Raw genomic sequence first — 14715 nt, 5'->3', positions numbered from 1 at the left:
ACCTTAATTTCAAAAGAAATGGAAAAGATTTCTAAGGGCTTCTTATTGCTCTGTTTTTCCTTATGGTATCTTCCCGGTTTCGCACAGTTGACCGTAAAGGGGACGGTTAAAGAACAAGGGACTGAGCGTGCGCTGGTAAAGGCCAGCATTACGGCCGTTGGTAGCGGAAAAACGGCCTTAACGGATGAAAAAGGTCGTTTTGAGTTATCAGTAGCCAATTTACAGGATACGCTTCGAATCACGTATTTGGGCTATACTGATCGCTTGATACCTCTGCAGGGAAGGGCTTCTGTGATTGTGCAGCTCGTGCCCGACGCCTCAAAACTGGACGAGGTGGTGGTAGTAGGATATGGATCGATGAAGAAAGGCGAAGTGACCAGCGCTATCGCAAATGTAAAATCGGACGAATTTGTACAGGGTATGGTGCGGAGTCCTACGCAGCTCCTGCAAGGTAAAGTGGCGGGCCTGCAAATGTCCAATCCATCGGGCGACCCGACCGCCGGTGTTCAAATTAACATCCGAGGCGTTTCCACAATATCGGCTTCATCGGACCCTTTAGTGGTTATTGATGGAATCCCCGGCGGGAGTCTGAACGCCATTGCACCTGAAGACGTGGAGTCTATTGATGTGTTAAAAGACGGATCGGCTGCAGCCATTTATGGTACGCGTGGTACAAACGGGGTGATCCTTGTAACAACTAAAAAGGCAAAGGCCGGTGCAGCTTCTTTGGATTACCATACATATTACAGTTATGAGCAGTTGCAGAAAAAGCCGGAACTGTTGAATGCGACGGACTATCGGAGCCTATTACAGGATCCGCAGTTTGCGGACAAGGTAAGCGATGAGGGCACTTCTACGGATTGGGTGGAGGAGGTAACACGGACGCCGATCAATTTTGTGCATAATCTTTCGCTAAGAGGCGGGACGGCAAGTACAAACTACATGCTTTCGGGAACCTATCGTTCACAGGAGGGAGTTTTACTGCGCACTTATAAGAAGCCGATTATTTTGAAAGCCAATATCAACCACAATATGTGGGACGATAAATTGAAATTCCAGTTTAATATCAGCAATTCGATGGTTACGCAGCAGGTTACTTGGTATGATGCTTTTCTGCAAGCGATGTTGTCAAATCCAACGCGACCGGTTTATGCAGCGGACGGAACTTACAACGAATACGGGGTTTCTTACAAACCTTATAATCCGGTTGCTTTACTGAATGAGGAAACGGATAAGCAGCGGGCGAATACCTTATTAACCAGTGGACGAATAACGTATTCACCCATCAGTAATTTAAATGTAAGTGTTATGGGCGGATTTCAACGCTATGACGATACACGTGATAAATGGAATACTTTCCGCTATTTTACGACAACGATCGAAAACAAGAACGGTGAAGTTACGAAGTGGAATAACTTGCATATGGATCGGACACTGGAACTGACGGCTGATTACGTGAAAGACATCGGATTGCATAGTATAACGGGCATGATCGGTTACAATTATCAGGATTTTAACCGGCAGGGAAGCTCCATGTATGCCTTTGATTTTCCGACCGACTATTTTGAGGCTTGGAACATTCAATCGTCAAATGCCATCTTAGATGGGAGGGCACAGCTGTCGAGCTATCGTAATAATAGTAAGCTCATTTCTTTCTTCGGACGGCTTACTTACAATTATGCGGATAAATATATGGTGATGACCAGTCTTCGGCGGGAAGGATCTACCAAATTCGGAAAGGATAACAAATGGGGTTTCTTTCCTGCGGTTTCAGCGGGCTGGCGAATCTCGAAGGAGCGCTTTATGGAAAACGCAAAGGCTATTGACGACCTGAAGTTACGCGTTGGATATGGCATCACGGGTACGGAGATCGGAAGTGCCTATCAATCCCTTGTACTTTTAAATTATACCTCACCTAGTTTTCTTAATGGCGAATGGATACGTGGGGTGGTCCCGGCATCTAACCCTAATCCAAATCTGAAGTGGGAGCGGAAAGCTGAATGGAACGTTGGTTTGGATGTAAGCTTACTGAAAAGCCGAATAAGCGCTACGTTGGATCTGTATGATCGTACGACCAGCAATCTACTGGCCGAATACCAGGTGCCAGTGCCTCCTAATTATACCAGTTCGATGTGGGCAAATGTGGGTAAAATAAATAACCGCGGAGTGGAAATCTCATTAACAGGAAAAGCTGTGCAACGTGAACAGTTTGATTTGAGTTTGACGGGCAACTTCTCCTATAATAAGAACAAGGTGGTATCCTTATCGAACGAAAGCTATCAGCGGGATTACTGGTATACGGGTTGGACCTCATCGGGTATACAACAATACACCCATATTGTTAAACAGGGCGAACCTTTGGGTAATTTTTACGGATTGAAAGCAGTAGGTCTATCTGAGGAAGGTAGGTGGCTGGTTGAGGCATTGGACGGCGGACAAAAACTGCAGAGTGAGGCAGGACAGGAAGATAAGCAAGTGCTTGGAAACGGCCTGCCAAAGATGTATGCTTCTTTGAATGTATATATGCGCTATAGGAAGTTTGATCTAGGGATGATGGTGAGGGGTGCATTTGATTACCAGGTGTTTAATGAATACCGTGCGCATTGGGAAACGATGGGTAGGATAAGTGAGGGAAACCTCCCTAAATCAGCCCTAAATAAACCCTTTGGCAGTAATTCCTATGTATGGGAACCGCAGGTTTATAATAGCTATTTTATCGAGGATGGAGATTTTGTAAAGATTGACAACATAACTTTTGGCTACAACCTGAACCTGAACAATAAGTATTTTAAAAGGTTACGGGTCTATCTCTCGGGCCTTAACCTATATACCTTTACCGGCTACAAAGGCATGGATCCGGAGGTAAGTATAAAAGGCTTAGCGCCGGGAGTTGAAAGTAAATCGCTTTATCCTACGGTGCGATCCTATACATTGGGCTGTATGATTAACCTATAAATCGTGTATTATGAAAATGTATCTATTTCGAATAACATTTGTGTTATTAAATATATTGAGCTTTAGTGCTTGTACCAATCTGGATGAGGAGGTGTATGATCAACTGACGGAAGAGCATTTCTATCGGGACGAGCGGGATCTGCTGGCAGCAGTGGCGCCAGTATATGGAGGATATAGGGGCTTGTTGGAATGGCGTAAATGGTGGGATTTTGAGGAGACCACAGATATTGTGGTGACGCCGAGGGCTGCGTGGTTTGACGGTGGAATTTACATCCGTTTGAATAATCACACGTGGCGAAGTGAGGATCCGCATTTTTCCGATCTTTGGGGCCAAGCTTATGGCGGTATCAGTGATTGCAATCGCGTGATTTATCAGATCAATAAGGCCGAGTTCCCTATTCAGAACAAGGACAGATTTATTGCCGAATTAGAGCTGGCGAGAGCCTACTGGTATTATATTCTCTGCGAAGCTTTTGGAAATGTGCCGCTGATCGATCGTTTTGATGTGGAACCGGGATATTTACCGGCGACTAATACAAGGCAGGAAGTGTTCGATTTTATTGAAGCGAGTATCAAAAAAAATGTAGATTTATTGAGTGAGGATACTCGACTTTCTTACGGAAGGTTTAATAAATTCAATGCGAAAATGCTATTGGCGCGCTTGTATTTAAATGCGGAAGCTTGGATTGGGAAACCCATGTATGATGCCTGTAAGCTTTTGTGCGATGAAATTATCGCTTCCGGGAAGTATAGCCTGGAACCGGATTATAGTGCTCCTTTTGCGGTGCGTAACGAAAACTCACCGGAGATCATATTCGCTTATCCTAACGATGAGGTAAAAACAGGTAGTACGATTTATATGGCCTTGCAGAAAACACTGCATCCTTCTAACGTAAAGACCTTTAACTTGCAGACCTGGCTGGATAATGGGGTTTGTGCGGTCCCTTCGTTTGTTGAGCATTATGCAGCGGATGATCATCGTCTGGAGAAGACTTGGCGTATGGGCCAGCAGTATGGTAGTGACGGATCGATGCTTTATTGTACAGGAATTGTACCAGGATGGGCCGGAAAACCATTGAATTATACTAAAGAGGTATCCAGTTTGGAGAATGGCGGCGAGGCCGAAGGCTATCGTTGCGGAAAATATGAAATCGAAATGGGAACAAGCCGAGCGATGAACAATGACTGGGTGGCTATGCGTTACGCTGAGGTTTATTATATGAAAGCAGAGTGCATTTTACGATTGGGAGAAGATGCAAATGAAGCGGCAATCTTGGTGAATGCGGTACGCAAGCGAAGCGTGGAGTCGGCATTGAGCGCTTCAGACTTAACGGAAACCGTTCAGGTGAACGGTACAGCTGTTAGATGGGGAAATATGCTGCTCGAGTGGGGGCGTGAGTTTGCACTGGAAGGTTTGAGACGATCGCAGTTAATCCGTTTTGATAATAATTATACCCGCGGTGAATGGCGCTTTCACTCGGCCTCACAAAGTGAACATCTGAATCTTTTTCCGATTCCGTTTACGGAGATGCAGGCGAACCCGAACTTAAAACAGAACCCCGGATACAATTAAATTTTTTAAACCTTTAATATGATGAATACTTTATTTAAAGTGGCCGTTTTTTTACTCGCCACTTCTTCGGAACTGATAGCAAAAGTCATGGATCATCCCGGCAGGGAAGAAGTGACTATCGATAGGGCCAAATTATTGGATAAGATTAAAGGTGGTTGGGCCGGACAGACGATCGGTGTTTCTTTTGGAAGTTATACCGAATTCCGGCATAACGGTACTTTTATCCAGGATTATCAACCGATTCCCTGGAGCGACGGCCAAATTAAGAAGCTGATGCTGGAATGGCCCGATCTCTACGATGATATATATATGGACTTGACTTTTGTGGATGTAATCGAACGCTACGGGATTGAGGCGCCGGTGGATTCTTTTGCGCATGCTTTTGCTAATGCCGGCTATAATCTATGGCACGCCAATCAAGCCGCGAGATATAATATATTGAACGGGCTGAAGGCGCCCGAATCGGGACATTGGCTGAATAACCCGCACGCGGATGATATCGACTTTCAAATAGAAGCGGATTTTGCAGGCTTAATGAGTCCCGGTATGCCGAATGCTGCCTCGGCGCTCAGTGATAAGGTAGGACATATCATGAATTACGGTGATGGTTGGTATGGTGGGGTATATATGGGAGCCATGTACGCCTTGGCTTTTTTGCATGATGATGTCGATTTTATAGTGAAGGAAGCTTTGAAGACGATTCCGGTAGAAAGCAGTTTCTATCAATGCCTCGCGGATGTGATTCGCTGGCACGACCAATATCCCGACGATTGGAAGAAAACCTGGTTTGAAATTCAACGTAAGTGGACGGAGGAGGTAGGTTGCCCGGAAGGTATTTTTGCTCCGCTTGATATTGACGCCAAGGTGAACGCTGCCTACGTGGTATTGGGCCTGCTTTATGGCAAAGGTGATTTTACCAAAACCTTGGAAATTTCAACGCGTGCCGGCCAGGACTCGGATTGTAACCCTTCTTCTGCAGCAGGTGTACTGGGTACTATTTATGGCTATAATAAAATTCCGGACTTCTGGAAAAAGGGCTTAAGGGATGTGGAGGATATGGATTTCAAATACACGCGCATGTCGCTCAACAAAGTATACGATATTAGTTATAAGCACGCTTTGGAAATGCTACGTAAAAATGGAGGGGTAGTGACACCGACACAAGTAAGGATTCCGGTGGAGCCGATCAAAACCGTAAAATTGGAACAAAGCTTTGAGGGCGTGTATCCAATTGCAAAGCAAAGCATCAACCAGAGCATTTCCGATGAGTTTTCGTTCGAAGTGGAAGGTACCGGTTTTGTACTGCGGGGTGCCGCTAATCGGAACGTTGGGGTAGCAGCGGACTATGTTTTTGACGCGGAGTGTTACATTGACGGAAAGTTAATGGAACGAGCAAAGCTGCCGACTGCTTATCGCACGCGAAGGTATGAGCTTTTCTGGAAATATCAGCTGCCAACGGGAAAACATCAGGTACGTGTACGGATAAAAAACCCAAGTGATAAACATCATGTGCAGGCCTGGGATTACATTGTGTACAACGAGCGAGACTAAGTTTTTTAACTACAAAATAGATCGATTCGGCTACATCCATTTTTATGCAAAGAGGGACTTTTGTACAAATAAAATGCATAAAAAATGAAGATTATAGTAACAGGTTCTTTAGGACATATCGGTAGTCCGCTAACGGAACAATTAGTAAAGAGAGGACATGCGGTAACACTTATTAGTAGCAATCCCGATAGGCAAAGGGATATTGAAACACTGGGTGCAAAAGCTGCGATCGGATCTTTGCTTGACAGTGAGTTTCTTGAACAAGTATTTCTTGGTGCGGATGCAGCCTTTTGTATGATACCGCCCGACTTTACGCAGCCCGATCAAATCGTTTATTACGAATCTACCGGAAAAATATATGATCATGCTATACGGAAATCCGGTGTGAAAAGAATTGTTCATTTGAGCAGTTATGGAGCACATTTGCCATCGGCGACCGGCATCATTACGGGTTCTTATCGTGTGGAGCAGATGTTGAATAAAATCCCGGCTATTAATTTAACGCATGTTCGTCCAGGTTTTTTTTATTATAATTTGGAGTCTTTTATCGGAATGATTAAGACAGCAGGATTCATAGGCGCTGTTTATGGCGGTAACGATCGATTACCGATGGTTTCGCCACTGGATATTGCAGATGCCGTAGCGGAAGAGCTAACGCTTGTAGGGGAAACAAGGCCGATCCGGTATGTGGTCAGCGATGATCGTACGTGCAATGAGGTTGCCACGATTTTGGGTAAGGCAATTGGTATGCCTGATCTGAAATGGTTAACTTTACCGGAAGATGAGGTGATGAAAAACTTGCGGGATAGAGGAATGCGTCAGGAGACAGCGGAAAAGCTGATCGAATTGGGAATGGCCATTCATAACGGAAAATTGCGAGCGGATTTTGACGAGCATCCACCAGCATTTGGGAGGGTATCGCTTGAAAGTTATGCAGAAGAGTTTGCGCATGTTTTTCATCGTAACTAATTAAAAATTTATGTCTGTACCAAGGCGTATTAAATCCATTAGTGAATTTCATAAGCTGCGCAATTTGCCTGAGCCCGAACATCCATTGGTCAGCGTGGTGGATTATCGGCTCATTCAGCATGATTCTTCTTATGATTGGGACAGCTTGATATTGGACTTTTATTCCATTTCTTTAAAGCGAATGAGCAATGCGAAGATACGCTATGGTCAACAGGTGTATGATTTTGATGAGGGGGTGCTATTTTTTATGGCACCCAATCAGGTGTTTAGTATTACGAAAAGTAGCGATGCTGCTATGCAACATGCCGGCTGGCTACTGCTATTTCATCCGGATTTCCTTTGGAATACATCTTTGGCCAAGGCGATTAAAAAATATGATTTTTTTGATTATGCAGTGAATGAGGCTCTATTCCTCTCAGCAAAGGAGGAATCGACCTTAAATGGCATTATTCAAAACATTGAACAGGAATATCAAACGAATATCGACAAATTCAGTCAACCTATTATTATTTCTCAAATAGAGACCTTACTTAATTACGCTGATCGCTTCTACCAAAGGCAATTTATCACCCGACAGGTAAGTAACCACCAAATACTCGATCGGTTGGAACGGCTGCTTGCCGACTATTTCGACGATGGGGATTTAATGCATAAAGGCTTGCCGACTGTAAAATATATATCCGATAGTTTGCACGTATCGCCTACCTACCTCCGCAACTTGCTCCAGCTATTAACCGGGCAAAGCACGCAATGGCATATACACCATAAAGTCATTGAAATAGCGAAAGAACAATTGTCAACAACTGATCGGTCGGTGAGCGAAATAGCCTACAACCTGGGCTTTGAGCATCCGCAAAGCTTCAGTAAGCTCTTCAAAAGTAAAACAAACTTGACACCCCTAGCTTTTCGGGCTTCATTTAACGGATGGAGTTGATAACATAATACGTTAAACTATCTTAATTGTTAATGTATTGTTAATCCGGTGGGGGACCCGCATGACACTGAATCGGCATTTTTATATTTGTTGGTATGATGTTTAAAATGAACCCTATTAAAATCAAAAAAGCCTTATCAATAGCCTTATTATTGTTTAGTGCATCCGCAAGTGCACAAACCGTCGGTGTTAAAGATGTACATGATATTGTGCAAAAATTGACAGATCAGTTGGTGGAGGTATATCCGTTTCCCGAAATATCTGCCAAATATCAGCAAGCCATATTAAGAAATGAAAAGGCTGGTCGTTACGTAGGGTTATCTGAAGATTCGCTGGCTAAGAAGTTAACGGAGGACTTACGTACTGTGCATAAAGATGTGCATCTGCGGGTCATGAAAAATGAGGAAACCTATAAGCGTTTATCGGCACCTTCAGGCCGTCGATCGGACGACAGCACAGAACTAAAGCGTATGAAAACTCAAAATTACGGCTTTAAAAGTGTACAGATCGATGGTGCTAAATCTACCGCTTATATTGATATCCCCGGTCCGTTTTGGGGAACACAAGAATCCTTTGAAATGGCATCTGCAGCTATGAATATGGCAGCTCACAGTAAATATGTGATCCTTGATATCCGCCATAATCCAGGTGGTACCGGTCATATGGGACGTTTTATCGCTTCTTATTTCTATTCGCCCGGAAATGAAAAATTTTATCTGAACGGGTTTTACAAAAATCGTAAAATGGACGAGCAGGAGTGGACCTATTCGTATGTGCCCGGTAGGAGAAACCCGGATGCTAAAGTATACATTTTGGTGGGACCTGGAACGGCTTCCGCATCGGAAGGCTTAGCTTATGCCATGCAAAAGCTTGGTAGAGCAACCATTGTGGGCGATACCACGGCAGGTGCCGGTATTGCGGGGTCTTTTGTTCCGCTCAAGCGAAATCTGATCGCTTTTGTTCCGGTAAAGATGGTGGTCGCTCCACATTCCGATGAAGGATGGGAGGGTACCGGTGTCATTCCTGATGTGTTTTCAGGTGATGAGGACGCATTGGAAATAGCTCGTAAATTGATTGAAAAGGATCGAAAAGATCAATAGGATTGAGTAGATCGCCGCGATGGCGATTGCGACCATCATTTTCTTAACGGCAAACAATATGCATTTGGGTCGACGTGAAAATATCAACACTTCTTCGGTTTCGGTCTCAGCTTCGTGTAATAGTGGCTTAATTCGCTAATTAAATCAGCGATTTTTTTTTGCTTGCTCAAGCTTATTAATTTTTATATATTCGAATATATTTAAGTGATCCTTAAATAGAAGCTGATATAAACCTAATCTTCATGAGCGGAAAAAGAGATCGTGCCTTGTTGCAGCGCTTTATTGCAGGCGATGATTCGGCTTTTGCTGAATTGTACGATGCCTATTGGGAGCGACTTTTTCTGTGCGCCGTCCGCATTCTGGATAACGAGGATGACGCAGAGGATGCCGTTCAGGATACGTTCGTTTCATGCTGGAAGTATCGGAAATCAATAGAGCATGTTGAAAATATACAAAGCTATCTATTGGCAATTGTCCGTAACAATGCGGTCAAGATTATTAGGCGCAATATCGAAACTCGTCATTATCTAAGCTCAATTAAGTCTTTTTTTGATGAGTTGGCAGGTGCATCGGACGAAGCTTTCATGGCAAAAGGCCTGGAGCAATTCTTTGAGTCTGAAATTGAAAAGTTGCCAACTAAAATGCGGGAGATTTTCCTGTTAAGCCGTAAAGAGGAGCTCAGTCATAAACAAATTGCCGAACGACTGGGCATATCAAATGAAACGGTAAAAAAGCAGATATACAATTCACTTAAAACGCTACGCGAAAAATTGAATAAAGACCAGTACAGCGCCTTAATACTGCTGGTGATGATCAAATTCTATTGCTTATAAACCAAATCTTCATTTTTTTTCAAATTAATCTACCACCATTTCCATTTTTGCTACTCTTATAGGAAAGACCTTTATAAATCATAAATACCGATGACCGAAGAGGAAATCAAAATCTTGCTGGAACGTTATGCCAAGGATCGATGTACGCCTGATGAAAAAAAATGGGTGGAAGCTTGGTTGCGCCATGTTGAAGAGCAATCGGATTGGTCTTGGAGTAATCGGGAACACTTGGCCGAGGTGAAGCAGCGTATTGCCGGTAAAATCGAGCAAAGCGTGTCGCTTCGGTTGCGGCGACGCGTACCCGCCTATTACCGTTTCGCTGCCATTGCGGCCTGCTTTTTAGCGGTAGTGACGGGAATTGTTTTTTGGCAGAAAGCGGAACAGCCGCAATTACAGGCGGACCATATAATCGCTTTACCGGAGCAGGTTGATGGTGCGCGGCTCACTATGTCTGATGGAACCGAAATTGACCTTGGAAGTTTAAAGGGGGGGAGGCGTAAGCCAAACTGAAGCTGGTATCATAAAAAAGGGAATGGACAATAGCATCAGTTACGCATATCGGTCAGAGACAGAAGATAGGGCTTCGGAAGAGAAATGGAATACCTTACGAATTCCTCCGGGAGCCAGCTATCACTTGCTTTTACCCGATGGTAGTAAAGTCTGGCTGAATGCCTGCTCTGAACTTTCTTTTCCTTCCGCCTTCGGGAGGGCAAGTCGAAAGGTAATATTGAGGGGAGAAGCGTATTTCGAGGTGAAGCAACAAGCACAGCAACCTTTTTTTGTGGAGGCGAATGGGACTATGATAGCGGTAATGGGCACTGCATTCAATGTGTCCGCTTATCCGGACGAGAAGGAAGTGCTGACAACGTTAACCGATGGCGCCGTTGCCGTGTCCTTAGCTAAACAGAGAGTGGTATTAGAACCGGGCGAGCAGGCAAGAGCAGATCGTGGCGGAAGTCATTTAAGCAAGTCAAAGATAGATCCCGAAATTTTTGTGGCATGGAAGAATGATTATTTCGTGTTTGATGACCTTGATATTAAGTCTATTATGTATCAGATTGCACGTTGGTACAACACAGAAGTGGTGTTTCAGGGGACTATTCCGACAAAAAAGTTTGGAGGTACTTTCTCACGTACGAAACCTATCGAGGAATTGTTAAGCCACCTGGAGCGATTGGGAGGCTTAAGGTTTAAGCTAGAGAATGGTTCTTATTTTAAAAAAGGAAGGAGGATTGTTGTTATGCCTTGATATTTATTTACAAAGGGAGTTACAAAAATACCGGAAATGTTCACGGCACTTCCGGTACATGCTAGGTAACCAATTTTTGTATACTACAATTATTAATTAAAACCTATACAAATGTACAAAAAATATACTACCAAAAAGGTGGTAAGGGATACCCTTGCCTATTAAAACCTATACTGGTTATGAAATATGCTGTTTTCCTGACAATGGTGTTTTACTTCCATCTGGAGGCTGCCGTACGTGCACAAAATGCGACACTTTCAGTAGAGAACCTGTCCTTGAAAAGTGTTTTCAGAATATTAAAGAAGCAAACGGGATACGATTTTTTGTATGCCACCGACGACCTTTCAGATGTGGCACCGGTGACTGTTCATCTACACAATCGGCCTCTGTCTGAAATATTGGACCGTTGTTTGGAAGGGCAGCCACTGATTTACAAAATCGACAAATCTACGGTATTGCTGGAACGGAAGAAAGCCGTAGTATCACATCCGGTAATACAACAGGAAGTGTCTGTTAAAGGAAAGGTGACGGACAAAGACGGTGCGCCAATGCCTGGTGCATCAATCTACCGGAAAGACCGCCAAAACAGTGGTACAAAAACGAATATGGACGGCGAATTCTCTTTGCAGGTGTCAAGAGATGCGGTCTTGGTAGTCAGTTCGATCGGTTTTGTTAAAAAGGAGATCGACATAAGCACGATAGATATACGACAACAGCTTGTAATTCAATTGGAACGTGAAGAGGCTTTACTCGACGAAGTAGTGGTTGTTGGTTATGGGACCGTTGCCAAAAAGGATTTGACAGGAGCCGTTTCGAGCGTGCAGGGCGACCTGATTACCGCCCGTAAAACGACGCAGATATCACAGGCTTTGCAGGGAGCGGTTCCGGGTTTGATGGTGACTCGCAATAACAACGCACCCGGCTCGTCGGCCACTATACGGGTACGGGGTATCACAACCATCACCGATGGAGGGCTAAACCCGCTTTATATTCTTGATGGGGTGCCCATTGACGATATCAACAGCGTAAACCCGAACGATATTGAAAATATTTCCGTATTGAAAGACGCAGCCTCAGCTTCTATATATGGCTCGCGCGCGGCCTCAGGGGTGATTCTTATTACTACCAAGAGGGCAAAGGAAGGGCAGATAGGCTTGGATTATTCGGTCGAATATGGCTGGGAAAAAGCTACCCAATACCCTGAATACGTTGATGCAGTTCGTTATATGCAGCTGACCAATGAGCTACGTTGGAATGATAACGGTAACAGTGAGAATCAATACCCGATCTATACGCAACAGTTGGTGGAAAATTATCTGCAATTGAATGGCGAGAACCCGGACGCTTATCCCATTACTGATTGGCGTGGACTCATGTTGCGCGACTTTGCACCAAGACAGAGTCACGTACTGGGTATCTATGGAGCTAATAAATTTATAAAAACCCGCGCGTCTATCGTGTATGATAAAAACGAAGCTTTTTATGACGAAAGAAGTTATGATCGGATCACAACCAGAATCAATAACGACTTTACCATCGGAAAGTATTTAAAGGCGAGCGCCGACCTTAGTTATCGGCGAACCATTACCAAAAATGCGGTTTTTGATGCACGATCGCTGAATGAGGATGGCCGGGCCACTACGCCGATGTATAAAATGGGTATTATGCCACCTATTTATGCGGCTCTATGGTCGGATGGACGAATCGGGGCGGGTAAAGATGGTGCTAATATCTACGCATTGATGAAAGAGGGGGGCTTTGAGCACTACTGGTACAATCAAGTGGGTGGAAAAATAAGCTTGGATTTTACACCTCTGGATGGCTTGAAATTATCGGGCGTTTTCTCTCCCTTTCTAAATTTTGATAAGGCCAAGGTATTTAACCGAAAGGTACCTTATACTACTTTTAGCGACCCGGAAACGATTGCCGGTTATATTGAACAGGCCACGGAGACGAAGTTGCAGGAGGAACGCAACGACAGTCACCGCTATACCGTACAATTCCTGGCGAATTACACCAAGCAGCAGGGTGATCACCATATTAATGCGTTAGCGGGCTATGAGTACTTTTATGCGTTTAATGAGGATCTGGGTGCTTCACGTGGTCAATATTTACTGACGAACTATCCCTATCTCGATATCGGTCCGTTGGACTATCGCAATAACAGTGGCAATGCTTATGAAAATGCCTATCGGTCGTGGTTTGGCCGGATAATGTATAACTATCAGGATAAGTATCTTCTTCAGGCTAACATTCGCTATGATGGCTCATCACGTTTCGCTCCCGCCCATCGCTGGGGCTCCTTTCCTTCGGTTTCGGCAGGCTGGGTGCTGTCTAACGAAGACTTCTTAAAGGATCAATGGAAACCGCTGTCGTTTTTAAAACTACGAGCGTCTTACGGTACGCTAGGTAATGAACGTATTGGCAACTATCCTTACCAGGCTTTGTTGTCATTTGAGAATAAATCCCTCTTTTATCAGGGAAACACCATCATCGCCGGACAGTCGGCTGCGCAATGGCAGTATGTGATCCGTGATATTTCTTGGGAGACTACCTCTTCGTTCGATATCGGACTGGATGTGAACTTTTTTGATAACCGGTTGAGTTTTGTAGGCGACTATTACAAAAAGACAACCAAGGATATGTTGTTAAAATTGGAAATTCCGGATTATGTGGGCTTCGATAATCCGGATCAGAATACAGGAAAAATGTATACAAAGGGCTGGGAAGCGCAGATTGGTTGGAACGACCGTGCCGGTGATTTCCGTTACGGTGCCTCCTTCAATATATCCGATTTCATCTCCCGCATGGGCGACTTAGGAGGAACGGAGTTTATCGGCGATCAGATAAAAATCGAAGGGAGTGAGTTTAATGAATGGTATGGCTATCTGTCGGATGGTCTGTATCAAACACAAGCGGAAGTGGATAATTCGGCCAAACTAAACGCCAATGTCCGTCCGGGGGACGTCCGTTACAAGGATATCAGTGGGCCTGACGGTGTTCCCGATGGCAAGATATCGCAGGAATACGACCGAGTTTTGCTGGGCGGTTCCTTGCCGCGCTACATATTCGGTGGTAACTTCAACGTAGGCTATAAAAGTTGGGATTTATCTTTCGTTATCCAAGGTGTCGGAAAACAGAACAGCCGACTGCATCAGGACATCGTGCAGCCGCTCCGCGAAAACTATGGTAATTTTCCGGCCATCTTGGACGGAAATACATGGAGCGATTACCAAAGTGATGAACAAAACTTACAAGCTAAATATCCCCGCTATTCGAATACTTCTGCCGGAAATAATTATGCGATGTCTGATTATTGGCTCATCAATGGGGGCTATCTCCGCTTGAAGAATGTGACCATAGGTTATGCCTTTCCACAGAGATGGATGGATAAAGTACATCTGAAAGGATTGCGGATATATGGAACCGTGAACGATGTTTTCGCCATTCATAATTTTCCCAAAGGCTGGGATCCGGAAATGAATACGCTCGGTTATCCCATCACCAGAACTTTTTTAATCGGTGCTTCCGTAAAATTTTAACGAAATGGA

The 14715-nt window shown here is 44.4% G+C and carries 10 protein-coding genes; all 10 read left to right on the top strand.

Going from position 1 to position 14715, the window contains the following annotated elements; translation table 11 throughout:
- Positions 1-18 precede the first annotated feature (18 nt).
- A complete protein-coding gene (locus QT327_RS01660; protein ID WP_289551782.1) occupies positions 19-2955 on the top strand; it encodes a SusC/RagA family TonB-linked outer membrane protein in 2937 nt (978 codons plus the stop codon).
- Between the two features lie 10 nt (positions 2956-2965).
- A complete protein-coding gene (locus QT327_RS01655; RefSeq protein WP_149105857.1) occupies positions 2966-4528 on the top strand; it encodes a RagB/SusD family nutrient uptake outer membrane protein in 1563 nt (520 codons plus the stop codon).
- A gap of 18 nt (positions 4529-4546) precedes the next feature.
- Entirely contained in the window at positions 4547-6079 is a 1533-nt protein-coding gene (locus QT327_RS01650; RefSeq protein ID WP_289551780.1) for an ADP-ribosylglycohydrolase family protein, read from the top strand.
- Positions 6080-6163: 84 nt separating this feature from the next.
- Positions 6164-7048: an NmrA family NAD(P)-binding protein gene (locus tag QT327_RS01645; protein WP_130855309.1), complete on the top strand. Its 885-nt coding sequence runs from the start codon at positions 6164-6166 to the stop codon at positions 7046-7048.
- A 10-nt stretch (positions 7049-7058) separates the two neighbouring features.
- Positions 7059-7982, top strand: a complete 924-nt coding sequence (locus QT327_RS01640) for a helix-turn-helix domain-containing protein (RefSeq protein ID WP_130855310.1) — start codon at positions 7059-7061, stop codon at positions 7980-7982.
- A 107-nt stretch (positions 7983-8089) separates the two neighbouring features.
- Positions 8090-9082, top strand: coding sequence for a S41 family peptidase (locus QT327_RS01635; RefSeq protein WP_130855311.1), 993 nt, complete (start codon positions 8090-8092; stop codon positions 9080-9082).
- 242 nt (positions 9083-9324) lie between these two features.
- On the top strand, positions 9325-9915 hold the full coding sequence (locus tag QT327_RS01630; protein ID WP_130855312.1) for an RNA polymerase sigma factor: 591 nt from the start codon (positions 9325-9327) through the stop codon (positions 9913-9915).
- A gap of 90 nt (positions 9916-10005) precedes the next feature.
- The gene (locus tag QT327_RS01625; protein ID WP_289551778.1) at positions 10006-10425 is read left to right on the top strand and encodes a hypothetical protein; all 420 of its coding nucleotides are present in this window, start codon (positions 10006-10008) and stop codon (positions 10423-10425) included.
- A 22-nt stretch (positions 10426-10447) separates the two neighbouring features.
- On the top strand, positions 10448-11164 hold the full coding sequence (locus QT327_RS01620) for a FecR family protein (RefSeq protein WP_289551776.1): 717 nt from the start codon (positions 10448-10450) through the stop codon (positions 11162-11164).
- Positions 11165-11343: 179 nt separating this feature from the next.
- Complete coding sequence (locus QT327_RS01615; RefSeq protein WP_289551774.1) at positions 11344-14706, top strand: TonB-dependent receptor; 3363 nt, start codon at positions 11344-11346, stop codon at positions 14704-14706.
- Positions 14707-14715: the final 9 nt, after the last annotated feature.

This window comes from Olivibacter sp. 47 (assembly GCF_030372825.1).
GTDB lineage: Bacteria > Bacteroidota > Bacteroidia > Sphingobacteriales > Sphingobacteriaceae > Olivibacter > Olivibacter oleidegradans.
Note: the sequence above shows the minus strand (reverse complement) of the source record. Positions and strands in the feature narration are given on the sequence as shown.

Coding starts and splice junctions, on each gene's coding strand:
- QT327_RS01640 (WP_130855310.1), top strand. CDS start 7,059: ATGTCTGTACCAAGGCGTATTAAATCCATTAGTGAATTTCATAAGCTG.
- QT327_RS01630 (WP_130855312.1), top strand. CDS start 9,325: ATGAGCGGAAAAAGAGATCGTGCCTTGTTGCAGCGCTTTATTGCAGGC.
- QT327_RS01660 (WP_289551782.1), top strand. CDS start 19: ATGGAAAAGATTTCTAAGGGCTTCTTATTGCTCTGTTTTTCCTTATGG.
- QT327_RS01655 (WP_149105857.1), top strand. CDS start 2,966: ATGAAAATGTATCTATTTCGAATAACATTTGTGTTATTAAATATATTG.
- QT327_RS01645 (WP_130855309.1), top strand. CDS start 6,164: ATGAAGATTATAGTAACAGGTTCTTTAGGACATATCGGTAGTCCGCTA.
- QT327_RS01620 (WP_289551776.1), top strand. CDS start 10,448: ATGGACAATAGCATCAGTTACGCATATCGGTCAGAGACAGAAGATAGG.
- QT327_RS01635 (WP_130855311.1), top strand. CDS start 8,090: ATGAACCCTATTAAAATCAAAAAAGCCTTATCAATAGCCTTATTATTG.
- QT327_RS01615 (WP_289551774.1), top strand. CDS start 11,344: ATGAAATATGCTGTTTTCCTGACAATGGTGTTTTACTTCCATCTGGAG.
- QT327_RS01650 (WP_289551780.1), top strand. CDS start 4,547: ATGATGAATACTTTATTTAAAGTGGCCGTTTTTTTACTCGCCACTTCT.
- QT327_RS01625 (WP_289551778.1), top strand. CDS start 10,006: ATGACCGAAGAGGAAATCAAAATCTTGCTGGAACGTTATGCCAAGGAT.